This window comes from Sutcliffiella tianshenii, assembly GCF_016908565.1.
Lineage (GTDB): Bacteria > Bacillota > Bacilli > Bacillales > Bacillaceae_I > Sutcliffiella_A > Sutcliffiella_A tianshenii.
Map to the genome: position 1 here is coordinate 80,815 of NZ_JAFBED010000009.1, position 21,896 is coordinate 102,710.

Annotated in this window: 23 protein-coding genes and 10 tRNA genes; 31 read left to right on the forward strand and 2 right to left on the reverse strand. The window is 44.7% G+C overall.

Annotated elements, in window-relative coordinates; genetic code table 11:
• The first annotated feature begins 169 nt into the window (after positions 1-169).
• The 6 genes from JOC95_RS17285 (at position 170) to JOC95_RS17310 (ending at position 7,767) form a co-directional block, all read left to right on the forward strand.
• A complete protein-coding gene (locus JOC95_RS17285; RefSeq protein ID WP_204418447.1) occupies positions 170-1,240 on the forward strand; it encodes a D-alanine--D-alanine ligase in 1,071 nt (356 codons plus the stop codon).
• 96 nt (positions 1,241-1,336) lie between these two features.
• A complete protein-coding gene (locus JOC95_RS17290) occupies positions 1,337-2,701 on the forward strand; it encodes a UDP-N-acetylmuramoyl-tripeptide--D-alanyl-D-alanine ligase (RefSeq protein ID WP_204418448.1) in 1,365 nt (454 codons plus the stop codon).
• 432 nt (positions 2,702-3,133) lie between these two features.
• Positions 3,134-4,657: a degradosome RNA helicase CshA gene (gene cshA, locus JOC95_RS17295; RefSeq protein WP_204418449.1), complete on the forward strand. Its 1,524-nt coding sequence runs from the start codon at positions 3,134-3,136 to the stop codon at positions 4,655-4,657.
• Between the two features lie 129 nt (positions 4,658-4,786).
• The gene (uvsE, locus tag JOC95_RS17300) at positions 4,787-5,752 is read left to right on the forward strand and encodes a UV DNA damage repair endonuclease UvsE (protein WP_204418450.1); all 966 of its coding nucleotides are present in this window, start codon (positions 4,787-4,789) and stop codon (positions 5,750-5,752) included.
• A 76-nt stretch (positions 5,753-5,828) separates the two neighbouring features.
• Positions 5,829-6,308: a PH domain-containing protein gene (locus JOC95_RS17305; protein WP_204418451.1), complete on the forward strand. Its 480-nt coding sequence runs from the start codon at positions 5,829-5,831 to the stop codon at positions 6,306-6,308.
• On the forward strand, positions 6,298-7,767 hold the full coding sequence (locus tag JOC95_RS17310; RefSeq protein WP_204418452.1) for a PH domain-containing protein: 1,470 nt from the start codon (positions 6,298-6,300) through the stop codon (positions 7,765-7,767). The genes JOC95_RS17305 and JOC95_RS17310 overlap by 11 nt, the downstream gene beginning before the upstream one ends.
• A 33-nt stretch (positions 7,768-7,800) precedes the next feature.
• Here JOC95_RS17310 and JOC95_RS17315 read toward each other — a convergent pair whose 3' ends face one another.
• Positions 7,801-8,508 (reverse strand): rhomboid family intramembrane serine protease, encoded by a 708-nt coding sequence (locus JOC95_RS17315; protein ID WP_204418453.1) that lies wholly within the window; start codon positions 8,506-8,508, stop codon positions 7,801-7,803.
• 256 nt (positions 8,509-8,764) lie between these two features.
• Between JOC95_RS17315 and acpS the strand changes: the two genes are divergently transcribed.
• The 14 genes from acpS (at position 8,765) to JOC95_RS17385 (ending at position 19,779) form a co-directional block, all read left to right on the forward strand.
• Positions 8,765-9,124, forward strand: a complete 360-nt coding sequence (gene acpS / locus JOC95_RS17320; protein ID WP_204418454.1) for a holo-ACP synthase — start codon at positions 8,765-8,767, stop codon at positions 9,122-9,124.
• A 144-nt stretch (positions 9,125-9,268) separates the two neighbouring features.
• Positions 9,269-10,285, forward strand: coding sequence for an outer membrane lipoprotein-sorting protein (locus tag JOC95_RS17325; protein WP_204418455.1), 1,017 nt, complete (start codon positions 9,269-9,271; stop codon positions 10,283-10,285).
• A 149-nt stretch (positions 10,286-10,434) separates the two neighbouring features.
• Positions 10,435-11,607 (forward strand): alanine racemase, encoded by a 1,173-nt coding sequence (alr, locus tag JOC95_RS17330; RefSeq protein WP_204418456.1) that lies wholly within the window; start codon positions 10,435-10,437, stop codon positions 11,605-11,607.
• A gap of 148 nt (positions 11,608-11,755) precedes the next feature.
• Positions 11,756-12,037: a CopG family ribbon-helix-helix protein gene (locus JOC95_RS17335; RefSeq protein ID WP_078382395.1), complete on the forward strand. Its 282-nt coding sequence runs from the start codon at positions 11,756-11,758 to the stop codon at positions 12,035-12,037.
• A gap of 4 nt (positions 12,038-12,041) precedes the next feature.
• The gene (gene ndoA / locus JOC95_RS17340; RefSeq protein WP_010195163.1) at positions 12,042-12,392 is read left to right on the forward strand and encodes a type II toxin-antitoxin system endoribonuclease NdoA; all 351 of its coding nucleotides are present in this window, start codon (positions 12,042-12,044) and stop codon (positions 12,390-12,392) included.
• Positions 12,393-12,647: 255 nt separating this feature from the next.
• Positions 12,648-13,475: an RsbT co-antagonist protein RsbRA gene (locus JOC95_RS17345; RefSeq protein ID WP_204418457.1), complete on the forward strand. Its 828-nt coding sequence runs from the start codon at positions 12,648-12,650 to the stop codon at positions 13,473-13,475.
• The gene (locus tag JOC95_RS17350) at positions 13,472-13,828 is read left to right on the forward strand and encodes an STAS domain-containing protein (RefSeq protein WP_010195165.1); all 357 of its coding nucleotides are present in this window, start codon (positions 13,472-13,474) and stop codon (positions 13,826-13,828) included. Before JOC95_RS17345 ends, JOC95_RS17350 begins: the two co-directional genes overlap by 4 nt.
• Positions 13,829-13,831: 3 nt before the next feature.
• The gene (locus JOC95_RS17355; RefSeq protein WP_204418471.1) at positions 13,832-14,233 is read left to right on the forward strand and encodes an anti-sigma regulatory factor; all 402 of its coding nucleotides are present in this window, start codon (positions 13,832-13,834) and stop codon (positions 14,231-14,233) included.
• A 13-nt stretch (positions 14,234-14,246) separates the two neighbouring features.
• Complete coding sequence (locus tag JOC95_RS17360; RefSeq protein ID WP_204418458.1) at positions 14,247-15,254, forward strand: SpoIIE family protein phosphatase; 1,008 nt, start codon at positions 14,247-14,249, stop codon at positions 15,252-15,254.
• A 76-nt stretch (positions 15,255-15,330) separates the two neighbouring features.
• Positions 15,331-15,639, forward strand: a complete 309-nt coding sequence (locus JOC95_RS17365) for an STAS domain-containing protein (protein WP_204418459.1) — start codon at positions 15,331-15,333, stop codon at positions 15,637-15,639.
• Positions 15,640-15,661: 22 nt separating this feature from the next.
• A complete protein-coding gene (gene rsbW / locus JOC95_RS17370; protein WP_204418460.1) occupies positions 15,662-16,138 on the forward strand; it encodes an anti-sigma B factor RsbW in 477 nt (158 codons plus the stop codon).
• Positions 16,113-16,898 (forward strand): RNA polymerase sigma factor SigB, encoded by a 786-nt coding sequence (gene sigB / locus JOC95_RS17375; protein ID WP_204418461.1) that lies wholly within the window; start codon positions 16,113-16,115, stop codon positions 16,896-16,898. Before rsbW ends, sigB begins: the two co-directional genes overlap by 26 nt.
• Positions 16,895-17,494, forward strand: coding sequence for a PP2C family serine/threonine-protein phosphatase (locus JOC95_RS17380; protein ID WP_204418462.1), 600 nt, complete (start codon positions 16,895-16,897; stop codon positions 17,492-17,494). Before sigB ends, JOC95_RS17380 begins: the two co-directional genes overlap by 4 nt.
• A gap of 101 nt (positions 17,495-17,595) precedes the next feature.
• Positions 17,596-19,779, forward strand: a complete 2,184-nt coding sequence (locus JOC95_RS17385; protein WP_204418463.1) for a Tex-like N-terminal domain-containing protein — start codon at positions 17,596-17,598, stop codon at positions 19,777-19,779.
• Positions 19,780-19,826: 47 nt separating this feature from the next.
• On the opposite strand, the gene cmpA is transcribed toward JOC95_RS17385, so the two are convergent.
• Positions 19,827-19,937, reverse strand: a complete 111-nt coding sequence (cmpA, locus tag JOC95_RS17390; RefSeq protein ID WP_204418464.1) for a cortex morphogenetic protein CmpA — start codon at positions 19,935-19,937, stop codon at positions 19,827-19,829.
• A 93-nt stretch (positions 19,938-20,030) separates the two neighbouring features.
• Here cmpA and JOC95_RS17395 point away from each other — a divergent pair, with 93 nt between their 5' ends.
• The 11 genes from JOC95_RS17395 (at position 20,031) to JOC95_RS17445 (ending at position 21,723) form a co-directional block, all read left to right on the forward strand.
• The gene (locus JOC95_RS17395) at positions 20,031-20,504 is read left to right on the forward strand and encodes a SprT family protein (RefSeq protein WP_204418465.1); all 474 of its coding nucleotides are present in this window, start codon (positions 20,031-20,033) and stop codon (positions 20,502-20,504) included.
• Positions 20,505-20,669: 165 nt separating this feature from the next.
• Positions 20,670-20,744, forward strand: a tRNA-Asn gene (locus JOC95_RS17400).
• A 5-nt stretch (positions 20,745-20,749) separates the two neighbouring features.
• A tRNA-Ser gene (locus JOC95_RS17405) sits at positions 20,750-20,840 on the forward strand.
• Between the two features lie 10 nt (positions 20,841-20,850).
• A tRNA-Glu gene (locus JOC95_RS17410) sits at positions 20,851-20,922 on the forward strand.
• A 49-nt stretch (positions 20,923-20,971) separates the two neighbouring features.
• Positions 20,972-21,047 (forward strand) — tRNA-Val (locus JOC95_RS17415).
• A 36-nt stretch (positions 21,048-21,083) separates the two neighbouring features.
• Positions 21,084-21,158 (forward strand) — tRNA-Gln (locus tag JOC95_RS17420).
• Between the two features lie 25 nt (positions 21,159-21,183).
• A tRNA-Leu gene (locus JOC95_RS17425) sits at positions 21,184-21,267 on the forward strand.
• Positions 21,268-21,290: 23 nt separating this feature from the next.
• Positions 21,291-21,373 (forward strand) — tRNA-Leu (locus tag JOC95_RS17430).
• 100 nt (positions 21,374-21,473) lie between these two features.
• Positions 21,474-21,550: transfer RNA gene (locus JOC95_RS17435), tRNA-Arg, on the forward strand.
• Between the two features lie 14 nt (positions 21,551-21,564).
• Positions 21,565-21,638 (forward strand) — tRNA-Pro (locus tag JOC95_RS17440).
• Between the two features lie 11 nt (positions 21,639-21,649).
• Positions 21,650-21,723: transfer RNA gene (locus JOC95_RS17445), tRNA-Gly, on the forward strand.
• Positions 21,724-21,896: the final 173 nt, after the last annotated feature.

The window sequence follows — 21,896 nt, forward strand, 5'->3', positions numbered from 1 at the left end:
CATGCTAGTGGAATGACATTCATATATTAAGAAAAGATTTTTCGAGAATGACGTACTTAAATGATAGATCCAGTTTCGAATTCTTATTTGTAAGTGATATAATAGGAACAACCAAGAATGAAATGATCTTTTTTTAAATATATCGATGACTCGCACGAGGGGGAGCAACATGAAAACAAAATTGCATTTATTATATGGTGGTAAATCAGCAGAACACCAAGTTTCATTACAGACTGCATTGGCAGTGACCAAAGCATTGGATACAGAAAAATTCGACGTTTATCCGTTATACATAACCGAGCAAGGTGAATGGCGCAGCGGCAGTCTTCTATCAGGTCCGGCAGAAAGTGTCCAGCAGCTTAAATTGGAGGGCGGCGGCACGACGATAGCACCATTGGCATTGCCATCATCAGAAGAGACAGAAGAACAGCAGACTGTTGTATTCCCGTTGTTACACGGACCGAATGGAGAAGATGGTACCGTACAAGGGATGCTCGAACTGCTTAACCTTCCTTACGTGGGTAATGGCGTATTGGCTTCATCGGCCGGTATGGATAAAGTCATCATGAAAAACCTATTCGATCAAGCAGGGCTTCCTCAAGTGGGATATGTACATTTCCTTCGCTCCGAATGGGAAAAGGCTGCAGATGCCACTTATGAGAAGGTGGAAAAAGAGCTTGGATTCCCTTGCTTCGTAAAACCTGCGAACCTAGGTTCCAGTGTTGGGATCAGCAAGGCGAAGAACCGTGAAGAATTGGCAAAAGCCTTCCGTGAAGCCTTCGAATATGACCGTAAAATCATTGTGGAGCAAGGACTTGAAGGTGCGCGTGAAATAGAAATCGGCGTTCTCGGAAACGATGAGCCTGAGTGCTCCGTAGTAGGTGAAATTGCCCCTAAAACAGAATTTTACGATTATAAAGCTAAATATGAGGATGGGGATACGGCAATGATCATCCCTGCTGAAATCAGCGAAGAGATCTATGAGCAAGTTAAGGAAATGGCGATTACCGCATTCAAGGCGATCGATGGATCGGGATTGGTCCGTGCAGATTTCTTCCTGACAAAAGAAGGGAAGTTGTACATTAATGAAGTGAATACGATGCCTGGCTTTACACCGTTCAGCATGTTCCCTCTTTTATGGCAGCACACGGATGTCCCATATCCGGAACTGATCAAGAAGCTTGTAGAGTACGCGCAAGAAAGACATGCGGATAAACAGAAAATTAAACACACATTCTAAGATGACAGATAGGGGATGACAAAGGAGTTTTAAGAAATTAAAACGTCCATGTCAGCCCCTTCTCTATGCAAAAAGAAACCGGGAGAGTGAATCAGGATGATTAAAAGAACCTTGAAGGAAATACAGGAGATGGCAAAAGGCGAAGCGATAGCTCCTGAATATAGTGAAGTCATGGTGGAAGGTGTATCCAAAGATACGAGGGAGGATATGAATGGCAAGTTATATATCCCGATTATCGGGGAGAATTTTAACGGCCACAAATTCGTCCAACAGGCGATTTTGGAAAAAGGCGCTGTCGCTTCACTATGGCAAAAGGACCAGCCGGAACCGCCCTCAGATGTGAACTTGATTTTTGTAGATGATACGATAGAAGCGTTGCAAAACCTTGCAAGCGATTATCGCGATCAAATCGGGATGAAGGTAGTCGGGATAACAGGAAGCAACGGAAAAACCACGACAAAGGATATGGTGACATCCCTCCTTCAAACCACTTTTAACGTACATAAAACAGCCGGCAACTATAATAATCATATTGGCCTACCTCTTACCATCCTATCTATGAAAGAAGACACGGAAGTCGCGGTCCTGGAAATGGGGATGAGCGGCAGAGGGGAAATCGAGCTTCTCTCCAATATTGCAAAACCCGATGCAGCGATCATTACCAACATCGGGGAGTCCCATATGCAGGAACTCGGCTCAAGGAAAGGGATTGCGGAGGCGAAATTGGAGATTGCAGCAGGTCTTAAACCAGGCGGGAAACTGATCATCAATGGAGACGAACCGTTGCTGACAAATAAAATTTCCGATTTTGATTGTGATGTGATTACTTTCGGTTTAAATGCCGACAATGATTATGTTGCACAAGCTATCGTGCTTAAAGGAAACGGCACGCAATTTATAATAGAAGAAACTGCTTACATGATTCCTGTTTTAGGTGCCCATAACGTGACAAATGCCCTAGCGTCCGTAGTGGTGGGTAAACTCTTTGGGGTGAATGAAGAAAATAGGAAAAAAGGATTGGAAAATCTCTCCCTTACGGCCATGCGAAATGAAGTCGTGGAAACTAATGGCGGATGGACTGTGATCAATGATGCATATAATGCCAGCCCAACCTCGATGAAAGCTGCGATAGATCTTTTGGGTAGTCTGACAGGCTACACGAAGAAAATTGCTGTGCTTGGCGACATGCTCGAGCTTGGTGACCAAGAAATCTCCTTCCACCAGGAAGTGGGGAGATATGTGCAAGGCAAGGAGATTGACTTTGTATTCACCTATGGCAACCTCGGCAAAAGCATCGCTGAAGGGGCTGTATCCGTCCTTGGTAAAGATAAGGTGAAATCCTACACCGATAAGAAGGTACTGACAGAGGACCTTTTGAATATCCTGCAAAAGGATGATGTGGTAATCGTGAAAGGATCAAGAGGCATGAAGCTCGAAGAAGTAGTGCAGGGACTGCAATAAATATGTACTAAATTATTTTTCAACATACGTTTTGTTCCTGTTGCACGGGGAAAACTATTTAAGGTAAAGGAATACAAACAAAGCCAAAAGCAAAAAGTAGAAAAGAGCAATAAAAGTGGAAACAAACGCACACATTTATTGAAAATGGTGGAAATGCTTGTATATGACCACAAAGGGCTATATGCTTAATAAGAATGAAAAAGTCATTTTTGAAAACAAAATGGCTTGAAAATGGTACGGTGTTCTTATGGAAAAAGAACAAGAGGAAGATGGTTTTCTCCTATAAGTTGGCATTAACGTTTATTGCTATTTATTAGCTGAAGTGTTATGATTACAGTTAATGTGTTTAATAATGTCTACTTATAAGGAATTAGGCAGCGTCTGACGTTTGCCTAATTTATTAATTTGTATAGATAAAGGAGTAGGAATAATTTGGCGTTTTTTAAAGATTTAGGTTTATCAGATGATATCATGCAGTCAATCAACAGAATGGGGTTTGAAGAAGCTACCCCTATCCAATCGGAAACAATTCCTGTTGCACTAGAAGGGAAAGACGTAATCGGTCAGGCCCAGACTGGTACAGGTAAAACGATTGCGTTTGGTCTGCCATTGCTTGAAAATGTTGATGTGAAAAATGAATCCATCCAAGGGATCGTTATCGCTCCAACGCGTGAACTAGCAATCCAAGTTGCTGAGGAAATTTACAAAGCTGCTTACCATAAACGTGTACGTGTACTTTCTGTATTTGGTGGCCAGGACATTTCAAGACAGATCCGTTCATTGAAAAAGAACCCTCACATCGTAGTTGGTACTCCAGGTCGTCTACTTGACCATATCAACCGTAAGACTCTACGTCTTCAAAATGTGAACACAGTTGTTCTTGATGAAGCGGATGAAATGTTGAACATGGGATTTATCGAGGACATCGAAAAAATCCTTGCTGAAACACCAGAACAAAAACAGACATTACTTTTCTCTGCTACAATGCCTGCACCTATCCGTGCAATCGCTGAGCGGTTCATGACTGAGCCTGTAAGTGTAAAGGTACAAGCGAAAGAACTGACAATTTCCAACATTCAACAATATTACGTGGAAGTCCCTGAAAAGAAAAAGTTCGATACATTGACTCGTCTTCTTGACATTCAATCTCCAGAGCTTGCAATCATCTTCGGTCGTACGAAGCGTCGTGTAGATGAGCTGTCTGACGCATTGAACGTGCGTGGATACTCTGCAGAAGGAATCCATGGTGACCTTTCCCAAGCGAAGCGTATGAGCGTACTTCGCAAGTTCAAAGAAGGATCCATCGATGTACTTGTTGCAACAGACGTAGCAGCTCGTGGACTTGATATCTCAGGTGTAACGCACGTATATAACTTTGACATTCCACAAGACCCTGAAAGCTATGTTCACCGTATCGGGCGTACAGGTCGTGCTGGTAAGAGCGGATTGGCGATCACTTTCGTAAGCCCTCGTGAAGTCAGCTACCTGCACCATGTGGAAAGAGTGACAAAGCGTAAAATGGATAAAATGAAGGCTCCGACACTTGACGAAGCGTTGGAAGGCCAACAAAAAATGTCCATGGAGAAAATTACGCAAGCAGTTGAAGCTGAAAATCTTGGCTTCTACCGCAATGCAGCAGAGCAATTATTGGAAGAGCATGATGCAATTACATTAGTATCTGCAGCTCTTAAATTGTTCACAAAAGAGCCGGACGAAACTCCTATCCGCTTGACTGAAGAAGCGCCTATGCACTCAAGAAGAGACCGTGGCGGCAACCGTGGCGGCGGAGATCGCAATCGTGGCGGTGGAGACCGTAACCGTAGCGGCGGCCAAGGCGGCAGCAAAGGCAACTGGTCTAAACGTCCAAGCGGCAAACCAGGATCAGGTTCTGGTTCAAGGGACGCAAGTGCCAAACGTCAAGGCTTCAAACGCTCTTCCCGTAAGGAACGCGTATAAATAAAATGATAAAAAGCAGAAGAGGCTTGCCTCTTCTGCTTTTTTTTGTTGTTCTGGGACAGCTCCCTTGTCCCAGAAATTTGGGCATGCTAAATCTAAACCCAAACGATAGTTCAAGGAGTGAAGAGGATGACGCTTGTCAGACTAGGGTATGTGGCGATGAGTATGCAATTGCAAAATGCATCTCCGTCGAAGACAATGACATTTGCACAGTTCAGCAAACTGAAGGACCGGGATGCGGCGATAGATAAGCTGGAGCGTATTTCGGTGACAAACCTTGAGAACTGCTTGCGTTTATTAAGGCATAATGTTGCAAATGATATAAAGTTTTTCCGTTTCAGCTCAAAGCTCATTCCCCTGGCGAATCATGAAGAACTTAGTGACTGGAAGTTCATGCGGCCGTTAAAGGGGATACTGAAAGAGATCGGGGATTATATCGAGGAACATCCGATGCGAGTGGATTTTCATCCTGATCATTTTGTGCTCTTGAATTCCAAAAACAAGGATATCCTCAACCAGACCATCAAGACGCTGAGCATGCATCGTTCCCTCCTGAAAGGGATGAGGGTGCCGACAGAACACCGCTGTGTTTTGCATATCGGCGGAGGCTATGACGACCGGGAGCTTGCGCTTGAGCAGTTTATACATAACTGGGCCCTTGTCCCGCAGGCACTGCAGGAAATGCTGATATTGGAGAATGACGATACTACATTCCATCTGCGGGATGCTTTGTATGTTTGTGAAAAACTCAATGTCCCATTGGTATTCGATTATCATCATCATTTGGCTCATTTTGAAAAGGAAGAATGGGAAGAAGAGTGGGAGCGGGTCGTGGGAACGTGGGAATTCTCGCCGCTGCCTGTAAAAATGCATATCTCAAGCCCAAGGGATGAAAAGAATTTCAGGGCCCATGCAGATTATATCGACCCAAGGATGTTTATGGATTTTTTATCGAAAATCAAGGGAAGTGTCGAGGAGATCCATTGCATGATCGAGGCAAAGAAGAAGGATGAGGCATTGTTCCGCCTGATGGAAGACCTAAAGGGATATCCGGAAATCGAAAGGGTGGACGGAGCTTCATTCATCGTCCATTAAATTTTCCAAATTCTTTCTATGAATAGTATACTGAGGGAAGATGAAATTTAGAGAGAGAAGAAAGGTGGGGAGCGAGATGAGGCCTGAACCTAGTCAGAGAATCAATAGGAAGGCACTGTCCGTATGGAGGATAGCGGCTGTGCTCAATGGTTTATTTTATATAGCGCTATTTGCAGGCTTTTGGTTTGTCCAGCAGTTTTTCGACACACCATGGTGGCTTATTGCCGCGGCTACCGGGCTGCTAGTGCTTTTCCTGATAGCGTCCATTTTTATTTTTCCTTCCTTGCAGTGGAAGCGTTGGCGATATGAAGTGCATGAGCATGAAATCGATATTCAGCGAGGCATTTTCATTAAAAGGAGAACGCTTATCCCGATGGTCCGTGTCCAGCATGTTGATACAAAGCAAGGGCCGATACTGAAGAGGTACCATCTGTCGACCGTCACGATATCCACTGCGGCGACGGTTCATGAGATACCAGCTTTGGACGAGGAACAGGCAGATACGTTACGGGATTATATATCGAGGCTTGCGCGGGTGACAGAAGATGATGTCTGAAAAAAGAAGGATGCACCCTGCCGCGATTGCAGTGAGCGTATTAAAGCGGATGAAAAGCATTGTTTTGCCATTTTTGTTTCTTGTTTTCCTTGCAGTGAAGGATGGGGAAACCCTTGGCCTTTTAATATTTGGCGCTGGCCTGGTCGTGGTTTTTGCTGCGACTACAGGCTGGGGTGTTGCCGAATGGTATCGCTTCTATTATTGGGTCGAGGATGGGGAGTTGCGTATTGAAAATGGCGTCTTTGTGAGACAGCGCAGATATATCCCCCAAGAAAGGATCCAGACGATCGATACCTCCGAAGGGATCATTCAGCGTATGTTCGGCCTGGTGAAAGTGCAGGTGGAGACAGCTGGGGGCGGTACGGAGGCAGAGGCGGTACTCTCGGCGGTGACGAAGGAAGAAGCAGAACGGCTCCGTGATGTGCTGCTAAAGAAAGGGCCGGGCGAAAGTGTTGTGGATGTGATGGACGGAGATCCCGGTGCCCTGTTGAAGGAGCGGGAGATTTCCAAGCCTACATACACAATATCTTGGAGATCCTTGTTTTTGGTCGGGACCACCTCCGGGGGGATCGGGGTCGTATTATCCGCGGTCGTTGCATTCATTTCCCAGCTCGATCAGTTTGTTTCGTATGAAGATGTGGTCGATCGCTTTGACCTGGTGGTGCAGACGAGTGTGTACTTCATCGCTTCGGTTGCCTTTTTTGTCCTTTTTTTGGCTTGGATGATTTCCATTGCGATGACCATGATCAAGTACGGGAACTTCACTGTAGTCAAACAAGGGGACGAGCTTTTGATTTCAAGGGGTATCATCGAAAAGAGGCAGCTGACGATCCCGCTCGGAAGGATCCAGGCGATTCGGATCTCCCAGAATCTTTTAAGGCAGCCTTTTGGGCTTGCAACCGTCTATGTAGAAAGTGCGGGTGGTGCCGGTGGGAAGGAATCGGATTTTGCGACCATCCTGTTTCCTTTAGTGAATGTAAAAGAAGTGAGCGGACTCTTGCAGGAATTCACACCGGAGTACATCATGCAAAAACACATCCAGCCGCTTCCTAAACGGTCGTTGCCCCGCTATCTGATAAGGTTGGTCCTTCCGGCATTACTCGTATCCTCCGTCGTGTCCTATTTTTTTCAGCCGTATGGATTCTTTTCATTCATACTTGTTGGCCTTGCAGGAGCACTGGGGTATGGTCAATATAAGGCAGGAGGGTGGAATGTGAGAGGCTCGCAGCTCCAGTTATCCTATCGGTTAGTGAATAAAAATATCGTGCTGGTCCATAGAAAGCGCGTCCAGGCCTTTGAATGGAAGGAATCAGAATTCCAAAAAAGGCGGCAATTGCAGACAATCAATGCTTCCATCAAAAGCAGTGTCACCTCCAAGAGCTTCCGTGTCGTGGATGTAGAGAAAGACGATAGCGTGAAGATATTTGATTGGTATACGTATGAAAAAAAGCAAGGATAGCAGGGTGAAAGCCCCTTGTATCCTTGCTTTTTTCTACATGAATCTGGATAAGGCACCCAAGGCGACAAGCACGATCAGCACAATCCAGAAAATCGATTGGCCCTTGCCTGCGGTAGAAGGAGAGCGCCTCATATTCGGAAAGATCTGGCTTAACGAGCGGGTGTAGGTTCCCTTGCCAAGAAAAATTGGTGCCATGATCGTTCCCGCCAGGAATCCGAAAAGGTGTGCGTAGATATTAACGTTGCCTGTGAAGAAGGTCATGACCAGTGAAATGGCCAATATGACGAGCACAATTTGGGAATTCGCCGTGTTCAGCATGTCGGGGCGGAAGAACACCATATAGAAGTAGATGCCGAATAGGGCGAATATTGCCCCTGAAGCCCCGAGGTGGGAATAATAGACCGGTGCCAGCAATAGGGTGGCAACATTGGCAGCTATCCCTCCGAGCAGATACATAGAAATGAACTTTACTTTTCCGAGCAACCTCTCAAGGCCCGGTCCAAATAGGACGAGGGAAAGGGAGTTGAAAAGCAGATGTGTGATGGATTCATGCAGGAAAATGGGGGTGAAGAGCCTCCAATATTCCCCTTGGAAGACCAATAGATTATAGCCTACTGTCAGGTGGAGGAAATTCTCGGAGAATTGAACAATCAGCCACAGCACTAGATGAATGGCTGTGATTGTGGTAATAATAGGATATAATTTTGTGAAAGTACGAAAGTTTTCAGTCCGGACAAACATATTTTTCACTCCTTCTAAAATTAGAGTACCACGACTGTTGTGAAAAGTCTTTTAAGTAAGTGTTCAAAAAGGAGGATAAAAAGAGCAAAGAAGTTCGAGGAAGCGAAGTCTCGAGCACCACAGCGTATGATTGAGATACGTGAGGAGCGGAGAGGCAAGCTGACGAAGAAATTCGAAGCTATTTTTACCGGACTTTTTGAACAGTACTTTAAGTAACTTGTCATACTATAAACATATGTAAAAGGGAGGTCGTTGTATGATTATCGGCACAGGCATAGATATCATAGAGCTCGAACGGGTCGAGAAATTGATGAACCGTCAGCCGGGCTTTGTGGAAAGGGTCCTCACTCATGAAGAAAGGACGCAATTTCAAGGGTTGGGCGAAAAAAGAAAAGTGGAATTCCTCGCAGGCAGATTTTCCGCGAAAGAGGCTTTTTCCAAAGCTTATGGTACCGGGATCGGGAAGGAACTTAGCTTTCAGGATATGAATATCGCCACGACAGAAAAGGGAAAACCCTTTTTTACAAGACCATTATCTAGTAATGTCCATCTTTCCATTTCTCATAGCGAGCAATATGCGGTTGCCCAAGTAATTATTGAAAGCTTGGAAAGCTAGTCTGCATATTCCCTAGGCTTGCCTCATATACATAGTTCAGAAAGGAGACAAGGTGTACAAGTAAGAGGTGGCAACCCTGTTATCTCTGCAATCTCACTTTTTCTCTAAGATAAACATGTAATTAAGGCAAAGGGGATGAAAAATTTGAGAAAAGCATGGCTTTTGTTAATGGTGGGAATTGTGAGTATCCTTGTTCTTGCCGGATGCGGTACAAAATCGAAAGAAGACGTCACGCAGGCATTAGGTAAAAAGGTAGAACAGATGAAAAGCTATGAATCCAATGCAAAAATGACGTTGCAAACTGGCGCAGAGCCACAGGTGTATGAAGTGCAGATCGGTCATAAAAAGCCTGGCTATTATCGTGTGAACCTGAAGAATGCCCAAAAGGATCAAAGCCAGATAATCCTTCGCAATGATGAAGGGGTCTTCGTACTGACGCCTGCGCTTAATAAAAGCTTCCGTTTCCATAGTGAGTGGCCGCAAAACAGCAGCCAGGCATACCTTTTTGAATCTCTTGTGAACGATATCAAAAATGATCCGGAGGCAACGTTCACTGCAACGGAAGAGAATTATGTGTTCGTGACCAAAACGAACTATCAGAATAACAAGCTATTGCCTACACAGGAGATCACAATCAATAAAAGTGATATGACTCCAGTCAGCGTCAAAGTGATGGATCCTGACAAAAAGCCGTTGGTGCTTGTAGAGTTCTCCGACTTCAAATTTGACGCAAGCTTTGATGAAGATGCGTTTGATGTGAAAAAGAACATGGCTGGTGCGCAGGTAGGTCTGCCGACATCTGGTCAGGTAAATGAAGAAAGTGCCGAATTCAATGTCCTGATGCCGACTGATGTTCCTGCGGGATCTGAAGTCAAAGAGCAAACGCAAATCACGACAGATGACGGAAATCGTGTAGTCACGACCTTTACCGGGGACAAAACGTTTACACTGGTCCAGGAAAAAGCACGCTATTCCGAGGTCAGCACATCCACTTTTGTCAGCGGAGAGCCGGTAGATCTTGGATTCACGGTAGGTGCGCTGACAGAAAACACCTTGACATGGAACTACCAGGGTATGGATTTCACCTTGGCATCCCAGGATCTGTCGCAGGAAGAATTGATGATGGTCGCGCGCTCCGTCCAGGGTGCAGCGGTTAAATAAAATTTGAATATCAAACGAGCAGGTCCCTAGATGGGGCCTGTATTTTTTTATGTGGCGGGGGCAGGTCACTTGTACCGGGTGGGACAAGGGAGCTGCCCCCGTGGTATGATGGTGGAATAAGAATTGTAGGTAAAGGAAGTGCAAGGGTAATGTCAAGCTTTCATCGGGACACTTGGGTTGAAGTTGATTTGGATTGTATCTATGAGAATGTGAAGGCGGTGCAGGAGCATGTGTCGGACGATGTGTCTGTCATTGCTGTTGTAAAGGCGAATGCTTACGGTCATGGAGATGTGCAGGTGGCGAATGTCGCGCTTGAGGCAGGGGCGAAATATTTGGCCGTTTCTTTCCTGGATGAAGCTATGTCGCTTAGACAGCAGGGAGTGAAGGCTCCCATCCTCGTTTTGGGTGCATCTAGGGTAAGTGATTTGGAGCTTGCGGCCAAAGAGGACATTACACTGACTGTTTTCCAAAGGGAATGGCTGGAAGAAGCAAGCAAGGTCAGCCTCGGGGATGCTAGCATCAACCTTCACTTAAAGCTGGACACTGGCATGGGCAGGATCGGAGCTAGATCGAAGGAAGAGGTAAAAGAGATCGTCTCTCAAATCAAGAGCATGGATAACTTCCGATTGGAGGGAGTCTACACACACTTTGCTACAGCTGATGAGATCCATTCCACCTATGTGGAGAAGCAGTTCGAACGATTCAATGAACTCATCTCCGAAGTGGAGGAGCTGCGATCGGTCCGTTTTATTCACTGCGGCAACAGTGCCGCCACTTTAAGGTTTCCAAAAAGGATTTTTAATGCGGTGCGGGTGGGAATTGCAATGTACGGCCTCACTCCATCCCCAGAAATGGTGCCCTCCTTGCCTTTCCTGTTAAAAGAAGCCTTTTCCCTTCATACAAAATTGGTACATGTGAAAAAGCTGGCCTTGGGTGAAAGTGTAAGCTACGGTGCAACATATACGACGAAGGATGAAGAATGGATCGGAACGGTGCCTGTCGGCTATGCGGATGGATGGACAAGGAAACTGCAGGGAATGAATGTACTGGTAGATGGCCAATATGCTCCGATTGTTGGAAGGATTTGCATGGATCAATTCATGATCAAGCTGCCGTATCAACTTCCGGTGGGAACGGTCGTTACATTAATTGGAAAACAGGAGGAGCAGAAAATAAGCTCTGACGATGTGGCTGATAAACTGGATACCATCAACTACGAAATCCCCTGCATGATCAGCTATCGTGTGCCGCGCATGTTTCTAAGAAATAGGAGTATAATGGAAGTGAGAAATTATTTGCAAGACAAACCAATAATGGGATAAAAGCGGGGCATTTGTATAAAAAAGGCTTTTTGAAGCGATAATAGGTAGGAATTCAGGAAATTGACTTTGCATTTTCCGGCATTGATGGTATTATGGAATATGGAATAGTATTAATTATATGTGTCTGTAGTTCTTGGAGGTGTATGCTGTGTCTGAATCCAGCGCAACAACTGAAATCTTAATTCGATTACCTCAAAACTTAGTATCGGAGCTAGATGGATTGGTGAAACAAGAAAACGGCAATCGAAACGAATTAATTTATCAAGCGACAAAGATGTATCTTCGCGAGCGTAAAAAGCGTCAAATTCGCGAGTCCATGAGACGTGGCTACATGGAAATGTCTAAGATTAATTTAAACATTGCATCTGAAGCTTTTCTTGCAGAATATGAGGCGGAGCATACGGTTGAACGCTTAGTTAGCGGGGGGTAATCATTTGATTGTCAAACGCGGTGACGTTTATTTTGCTGATTTATCCCCGGTAGTCGGGTCTGAGCAAGGAGGCGTTCGACCAGTACTTGTCATCCAAAATGATATAGGTAATCGCTTTAGCCCGACCGTTATTGTAGCTGCAATTACTGCTCAAATTCAGAAAGCGAAACTCCCTACACATGTAGAGATCGATGCAAAGCGTTATGGTTTTGAACGTGACTCGGTTATCTTGCTCGAACAGATTAGAACCATTGATAAACAAAGACTGACTGACAAAATTACTCATCTAGATGAGGAAATGATGGACAAAGTAGATGAGGCGTTACAAATAAGTTTAGGACTTATCGACTTCTAAATATTTGTATCCTTTCCTGTTATGAAAGCTATTCACTAAAGCGAGTGAGTAGCTTTTTTAATTTGTGTCCGATAAAAACAAATTCCTGTCCATATTTGATACCACCAAATTTAGGTAAATAAACCACAATTATGGATGGTTTCCCAATGAAGAAATTTGACAGGTAAAATAAGAAAAATTTATAGTGTAGGTAGCGGAATTTTTAAATTATTGTCGAATTTATATATTATTCACCATAAAAAAGGAGCCGGGATAATGAATCGAGAGATAATGAGTTATATCGAAAAGAACCGTGAATCAATCTTCAACCAATGGATAGAAGGAATGGACGAAATAGGCGAGAAGAAGGAACTGAAAGCGATTTCGGAAAAGGTGTACCTAAGTACAAGCCGAGAGTATATCAATTTACTTTTGAATAACATCAGCCAGAATCCGGACAACCTTTCCGCTAAATTGACTGACTTTGCGGAAAAGATCGTACGCTTCGGCTGGCCGCTTGTATATGTGACGGAGGGCTTATCCCTGTTCGGAAAAATCGTGTTTGAGGGGATGACGGAAGAAACGAGTGACTCTGATAAAATTAGCATCATGTATGATTTTGACCAATGGCTGCGTCCTGTTTATAACGAGATCGTCAAAACCTATACAGGCACATGGGAGCATACGGTTTCCATGCAGAAGATCGCCCTGCAGGAATTGGCTGCACCATTGATCCCGGTATTCGATAAAATCTCTGTCATGCCGTTGGTTGGCACAATCGATACAGAGCGCGCAAGGCAAATCATGGAGAATCTTCTTCAGGGTGTCGTGAAGCATCGCGCAGAGGTTGTATTAATTGATATCACTGGTGTCCCTGTAGTTGATACCATGGTAGCTCATCACATCATCCAGGCTTCGGAAGCGGTCCGATTGGTCGGGGCGAAATGCCTGCTTGTGGGCATACGACCTGAAATCGCACAAACGATCGTTAATCTAGGAATCAACCTGGATCAGATCATCACGAAGAATTCGTTGAAAAAAGGTATTGAAACGGCATTGGAAATAACAAATAGAAAAATTGTGACTGCGGGGGATCCAGAGTGAGAATTCCAATATTAAAACTTCATAACTGTCTTCTTATCTCTATCCAGTGGGAATTGGATGACCAGACGGCATTGCAATTCCAGGAAGATCTTCTAAATCGGATACATGAAACCGGGGCAAATGGAGTGGTGATCGATCTTACTTCTGTCGACATGATCGACTCCTTCATCGCAAAGGTGCTTGGTGATGTAATCAGCATGTCAAAACTTATGGGTGCACAAGTTGTTTTAACAGGAATTCAACCGGCTGTTGCCATTACTTTAGTTGAACTTGGGATTCAGCTTGACGAAGTTTTCACGGCGTTGGATTTAGAAAAAGGTCTGGAGAAATTACAACAGGAATTGGGGGAGTAAATGATGACTGTCCAATCCTGTGTGAAAATAAGGAATGAATGGGACATTGTAGCTGCCAGGCAAATGGGTAGGAATGTTGCCAAGGATCTAGGCTTCGGTACTGTGGACCAGGCCAGAATCACCACCGCTATTTCAGAATTGGCGCGGAATATTTATTTGTATGCAGGAACAGGTCAAATATGTATAGAGGAAATGAACGAATACGGAAAGATGGGCCTTAGGGTCATCGCGACAGATGACGGTCCCGGAATTTCGGATATCAGGCAAGTCATGGAAGACGGTTTCTCGACGTCAGGGGGACTTGGAGCGGGTTTGCCAGGGGTGAAGCGTCTGATGGATTCCTTTTCGATCGACTCTGAATCAGGTCAAGGGACGACAATAAATGCAGTAAAGTGGGTTCGTTAAGGGGGGATAACCCGTGAATTTTGAGGAGATAGAATTACAATATAAAGAGATATTATCAGCTTATCTGAACAGGCAATCAGAGGAAGCTTTGTATAAGGGGCAGGAATTCAGCCGCAAGCTTTTGGCTGAAAAAGTTTCCCCAGAAGAGATAATCAGTGTCCATAAGGCGATGCTGCAGGACCTGTCACCGGATATCCCTGATGACATCCTGCATTCACTCGATGTGTTGCTCGAAGTGATGATCGGGTATGGTATAGCTTACCGCGAACATCAGAGCCTGCGTCACCGCCAACAAGAGATTCAGACGGAGATCGAGATCGCCGTCAACGTCCAGCAAACCTTGCTGGAAACCAAAATCCCGCAAACGGATGCCGTGGAAATTGGTGCAATCAGTGTACCGGCGAAGATGATGAGCGGGGACTATTATCACTTTGTGCACAATGAAAACGACTCGTTCAGTGTGGCGATAGCCGATGTCATCGGGAAAGGCATTCCCGCTGCCATGTGTATGTCGATGATCAAATATGCAATGGACAGTCTGCCTGATACAAGAGTTGCGCCAAGTTACGTCTTGGGCAATTTAAATAGAGTAGTAGAACAGAATGTGGATGCCAGTATGTTCATTACGATGTTCTATGGAATGTATGACCTGACAAATCATCTCTTTTCCTTTGCGTCGGCCGGTCATGAACCGCCTCTATACTATGACTCGGCTACAGACAGTTTTTATGAGCTGGATGCAAGGGGATTGGTGCTCGGAATCGATCGCCATGCGACCTATGAGCAGTTTGAAAAGCAGATCGGGATAAATGATTTGGTCATTCTCTTCAGTGATGGCGTCACAGAGTGCCGGACAGAAGAAGGATTCATAGAGGTTGATAAAATCATCGATCTGATCAGATCCTATATCCACCTGCCTCCTCAGGCAATCGTGGAGCTTGTTTACCGCGACCTTGAAAAGATTCAGGATTTCCAGCTTAGAGATGACTTCACTTTGATAATTTTAAAAAGAAATGTTTAGATATTTGTAAAGCGGGTATTTAGTATTGGGATGACCAAAAATGGAATTCTAATTCATGTTTGAGGTGACGATGTAAATGAATATGGAAATTCAAATAAAAGAAGATTTAAACCAAACGATTGTTGTATTAGAAGGAGAAATCGATGCCTACACCGCTCCGAAGGTGAAGGAAAAGGTTGCCCCAATGCTTGAGGGCTTCAGTGGAGAAATCGTTTTTGACTTATCGAATGTTAATTATATGGACAGTACAGGTTTAGGGATGTTCGTCGGTTTTTTCAAAACAGTAAAAGCAAACAACGGAGTCTTCCGTCTGATCGGGCTTTCCGATCGTCTGAAAAGACTGTTTGATATTACTGGTTTAGCAGGAATAATGGAAATTAAATAAGTTCACTAAAGGTGGGGGAACAATGAACCGGGCTTATGATTATATAGAAATGGCTTTTCCGGCCAAGGCTGAATATGTAGGAGTGATCCGTCTTACTCTATCCGGAATAGCTAATCGTATGGGATTTTCCTACGATGAAATCGAAGATATCAAGATCGCTCTCAGTGAAGCGTGTACCAACGCTGTCGAGCATGCATATAAACAGGAAGAAGAAGGAAATATCAGATTAGGTTTTGGAATCTATAAAGACCGTCTGGAACTGGTGGTTGCGGATAACGGGAAAAGCTTTGACTTCGAAAAAGTCAGAGAGGAGCTTGGACCTTATACCGAATCACAACCCGTAGAAACTTTGCCTGAAGGAGGGTTAGGGTTATTCTTAATCCAAACGCTGATGGATGATGTGAAAGTACACAGTAATCAGGGCGTTACAGTCTTCATGACAAAGTATGTACAAGGAGAGCAGGTGGAAAGGGATGCAGAAACAATCTCCGTCCAATAAATTGGATGTTAATATGCTATTGGAGCGGTACCAACAGGAAAACTGTGAAGTATCGCAGTTGCAATTAGTCGAGCATTATACTGCACTTGTTGAATCCATCGCTCGTAAGTATTCGAGAGGCAAAGCCTTCCATGAAGATCTTTCCCAAGTAGGGATGATTGGATTGCTTGGTGCCATGAAGCGTTTTGACCCAAGCTTTGGAAGAAGCTTCGAGGCATTCGCTGTTCCTACGATAATCGGAGAAATCAAACGATTCCTAAGAGACAAAACGTGGAGTGTCCATGTACCTCGCAGAATCAAGGAGATTGGTCCGAAAATAAAATCGGCAGTTGAAGAGCTGACGAATGAGCTGCAGCGTTCACCAAAAGTATATGAAATTGCCGATTTTCTAGAGGTTACAGAGGAAGAAGTATTGGAAGCGATGGAGATGAGCCAGAACTATCAAGCGCTTTCCGTCGATAACGCAATCGAGGCTGATTCTGATGGAAGCACCGTCACCATACTTGATATAGTCGGTAACAAAGACAGCGGATTTGAACAGGTGGATCAACAGATGCTCCTGCAAAAAATATTCCATGTACTTTCCGAAAGAGAAAAGCAGATCATTGAATGCACCTTCTTCCATAACATGAGCCAAAAGGAAACCGGTGAGAAGCTTGGCATTTCACAGATGCATGTCTCAAGACTGCAAAGAAAAGCCTTAACAAAACTGAAGCAGGCATTTTTAGCTGATAACTCTAGTGCGGAGATCTTTTCATGATTGAAAATTTCCAACATGAAAAAGTGAACGTTAATGCCTATCAGAATCCCAAAAATGGAATGTATTTTTGCGGAGATAGTTATTATGTGAATGCTACAGATAACTATTTTATATGTGTCGTAGCTGATGGCTTGGGTAGTGGGGAATATGCACATGATGCTTCGCAAGCGGTAATCTCCGCTGCCAAAGCCAGAGAAAAGGAAGATGTCACTGAGATTATGAAGGCTTGTAACGAAGCAATGAAAAATAAGCGTGGAGCTGCAGTATCTGTCTTTAAGGTAAACTACGACAAACAAGAGGTTGTTTACAGCTGCGTTGGTAATATCCGCTTTTTCCTTTACCCTCCGTCAGAAAAGCTTATTTATCCTCTTCCGGTCAAAGGCTACTTATCTGGAAAACCTCAAAATATGAAGACCCATCGATTTCCTTTTTCATCAAAAATGAAGTTCTTTGTATACTCGGATGGTTTGAATATTCCTTCCGTCCGCAAATACATCAAGGATATTCCCTCTGCCACTTCCTTGCTTGAGATTGCAGAAATCTTCACAACGGATGGCATGGACGATGTAACCATCATATCAGGTGAAATTCTATAGTGTTGATGCTTTTGACTAACGACAAATGTTGTTAGTCTTTTCTTTTTTCATTCAAACTTTGATAAAATAAAAGAGGGATTTTACGTTGGGAGGCCAAAATTGTGGAATGGAATCAAAAAAACGAGCAGCTGCTCAATCAACTTGTTAAAGACGTTGAGGTTACTAAATCACAAGCAAAAAAAGTGATCTCACTATTGGAAGAAGGGAATACGGTTCCTTTTATAGCCAGATATCGCAAAGAGCAAACGGGCTCACTTGATGAAGTGCAAATTCGCGCTGTCATGGAAAAGTGGCAATACATACAAAACCTAGAGAACAGAAAAGAAGAGGTTATCCGTCTTATAGATGAACAAGGCAAACTGACAGAAGAACTTCGCGGCAGTTTGTTGAAGGCATCGAAGCTCCAACAGGTGGAAGACCTTTACCGACCATATAAACAAAAACGCCGTACAAAAGCGACCATAGCAAAAGAAAAGGGACTCGAACCATTTGCTTTATGGCTATTAAGCTACCCTTCCGCACCATCGCTTGAAGAAAAGGCACAGGAATTCCTGTCAGAGGACAAAGAAGTATCCACTGTGGAGGAAGTGTTGGTGGGTGCAAAGGATATCATTGCAGAAATGGTATCCGACGAGGCAGCTTACCGCCAATATATCCGAGACCTGACCTTTAAACAGGGCAAGATCGTGTCGGTTGTTAAATCGGAAGAGAAAGATGAGAAAGAAGTCTTTGCCATGTATTACGAATATGAGGAACCGATCAATAGAGTGCTTCCGCACAGGATACTCGCTGTAAACCGTGGGGAAAAAGAAGATATCTTACGCGTATCCATTAAGGCGCCGGCTGAAAGAGTCCTTTCTTATTTAAATAAACAGGTTATAAAAAAAGAACACTCCCAAGCTACGCCCCTAGTCAAAGAGGCGATCGAGGATAGCTATAAGCGCTTGATCGAACCTGCCATAGAACGGGAACTGAGAAAAGAGCTTACGGAAAAAGCGGAGGAGCAGGCCATTCACATCTTTTCGGAAAACCTGCGCAATCTTTTGCTCCAACCGCCTTTGAAGGGCAGAGTCGTTCTTGGGGTGGACCCGGCATATCGTACCGGATGTAAACTCGCCGCGGTGGATGAAACCGGCAAGGTACTGACAATTGGCGTCATCTATCCGCATGCCCCGGTCAACAAACGAAGAGAAGCGATCCAGAAACTATTGGATGTCCTGCATACCTATCATATCGAGGTTGTAGCGATCGGGAACGGGACCGCATCAAGGGAAACGGAACAACTGATTGCAGAAGTGATCCAGCAGTCAGGAAAAAGCATCTCCTACCTGATCGTAAATGAGGCCGGTGCAAGTGTCTACTCCGCCTCGGACCTTGCGAGAGAGGAGTTCCCAAACCTTCAAGTAGAAGAAAGAAGTGCCGTTTCCATTGCCCGCCGCCTGCAGGACCCATTAGCGGAGCTGGTAAAAATCGATCCGAAGTCTGTCGGTGTCGGCCAGTACCAGCATGACGTTGCCCAAAAGAGGTTGGCGGAATCCCTGAACTTTGTGGTCGAAACAGTAGTAAACCAAGTAGGGGTGAATGTGAACACCGCATCATCCTCTCTTTTGCAGTATGTGGCAGGATTATCGAAAACGGTGGCCAATAACATCATCAAAAAGAGGGACGAGCAAGGAAAGTTCAGCAGTCGTTCGGAATTGAAGGGGATCCCAAGGCTCGGGGCAAAAACCTATGAGCAGTGTATCGGATTCCTGCGTATCATCGATGGCAAGCAGCCATTAGATCGAACAGACATCCACCCCGAAACCTATCCTGATGTAAAAAAACTGTTAAAGCAATTGGGAGTTTCCGAAAAGGATATCGGGACCGAGAAGCTGCAGCTTGCATTGAAGGAAGTGGATGTCCAAACGCTATCAACAGACTTGAGCATCGGTGACATTACGCTTCAGGACATCATAGATTCCCTGATCCGACCTGAGCGTGATCCGCGCGATAATATGCCGACACCTCTGTTGAAGCAGGATGTCCTGCAGCTTGAGGATCTGAAAAAAGGGATGGAACTAGAAGGTACCGTCCGCAATGTCGTGGACTTCGGAGCCTTCGTCGATATCGGAGTCAAACAGGATGGACTCGTCCATATTTCTAAACTGAGCAACCGCTTCGTGAAACATCCGCTTGATGTCGTCTCTGTAGGGGATATCGTGACAGTCTGGGTGGACGGTGTGGAGGCGAACAAAGGAAGGGTCTCCCTCACCATGCTCTCACCGGAAAAACAAGAAGTGTAGATTACGATAGAATGCCGCCCCCATTGAAAAGGGGCGGCATTTATCAATTATCCATTCTTTTTATGATAAAAAAACCAGCACTGATTCAGCATCTTTATCTGGTATCTGTCTTTTTCTAAATAGGCGCGTTGCATCTGCTTTTTAAACCAAGAGGGCATAAGGCTTACCTCCTTAAATTTAAATACTTTTCCTTTATGTATAAGTAGTTTATGCATTATACTTGTGTTGGTTCGAATGAAAGGAAGATACCCATGGATGACAAACAGCTGCAAACCCTGATTGAACAAACCTCTTTGAAATTTTTCAACCTGCCATTTATACACAAGGGAACCTTTAATCCGCGTCTTAAGACGACAGGAGGTAGGTACCTGACATCTACAGGCAATATCGAAATCAATAAACGATACTACGATGCCTTAGGGATGGACGAGCTGATCGGCATCATCAAGCATGAGCTTTGCCACTACCATCTTCACCAAAGAGGGATGGGCTATAAGCACCGTGACCAGGACTTCAGGATCCTCCTGAAAAAAGTAGGTGCCCCGCGCTTCTGTACACCGATAGAAGCCCGAGTTGGAAAGCCGAAAAACTATCGCTTCTACGAATGTGTAGAATGCCATCAAGTATATAAACGTGTAAGAAGAGTTAATATAGTGAAGTACCGTTGCGGGAAGTGCAGAGGGAGGTTAAAAGAAGTCAAAGACCGTATTGACAGAGGGGAATGATCTGTGATATTTTATTAAAGTCGCTATTTTATAAAGCGCACGAAACATTATAATCATATATCTTTTACCGTTTTAAAAAGGCTTGACATTTTAAGACAAGCTTATTAAAATAAAAGAAGTCGCCTGATTGATAGTCAGTCGATTGGCAAAAGGTTTTTGTACCGTTCCACCATAGCTCAGCGGTAGAGCATTCGGCTGTTAACCGAAGGGTCGTAGGTTCGAATCCTACTGGTGGAGCCATATTCGGGGAAGTACTCAAGTGGCTGAAGAGGCGCCCCTGCTAAGGGTGTAGGTCGTGTAAGCGGCGCGAGGGTTCAAATCCCTCCTTCTCCGCCATAATATTCAAGGCCCGTTGGTCAAGCGGTTAAGACACCGCCCTTTCACGGCGGTAACACGGGTTCGAATCCCGTACGGGTCACTACTAAGTGGGATGCAAAACTGCATGTTTTGCTTCCCATTTCTATCCTGGAGGATTAGCTCAGCTGGGAGAGCATCTGCCTTACAAGCAGAGGGTCGGCGGTTCGATCCCGTCATCCTCCACCAGAGGGACTTCAATCCTTTTAAATTAAATCTATTTGATGGGCTATAGCCAAGCGGTAAGGCATCGCACTTTGACTGCGACATGCGTTGGTTCGAATCCAGCTAGCCCAGCCATCTTTATACTTTGTTTTTACACCTTGCGGGTGTGGCGGAATTGGCAGACGCGCTAGACTTAGGATCTAGTGTCATTGACGTGGGGGTTCGAGTCCCTTCACCCGCACCATATTATTTTTCAGCCTTATATATGCGGTCGTGGCGGAATGGCAGACGCGCTAGGTTGAGGGCCTAGTGGGGGCAACCCCGTGGAAGTTCGACTCTTCTCGGCCGCATCGAAATAACTTTTTAAAAAAAGTGTTGACATTGAATGGCTCACTTGGTATTATAGTTAAGTCGCCATTGAGCGGCTAACGAAAAACACAACTTCATTTAGCGCCCGTAGCTCAATTGGATAGAGCGTTTGACTACGGATCAAAAGGTTAGGGGTTCGAGTCCTCTCGGGCGCGCCAACATATAAATTAAACGGGGAGTAGCTCAGCTTGGTAGAGCACTTGGTTTGGGACCAAGGGGTCGCAGGTTCGAATCCTGTCTTCCCGATTTTGTTTTTAGCGGGTGTAGTTTAATGGTAAAACCTCAGCCTTCCAAGCTGATGTCGTGGGTTCGATTCCCATCACCCGCTCCATAATGATTTAATGATCTTTGAAAACTAAACAAAACAACAGCGTCTAAGTTAATCTTTTAACGAGATTAACCATAAATTATGTAACATAAGCTAGTCAACATTTGAGCATAAGCTCAAACTCTTTATTGGAGAGTTTGATCCTGGCTCAGGATGAACGCTGGCGGCGTGCCTAA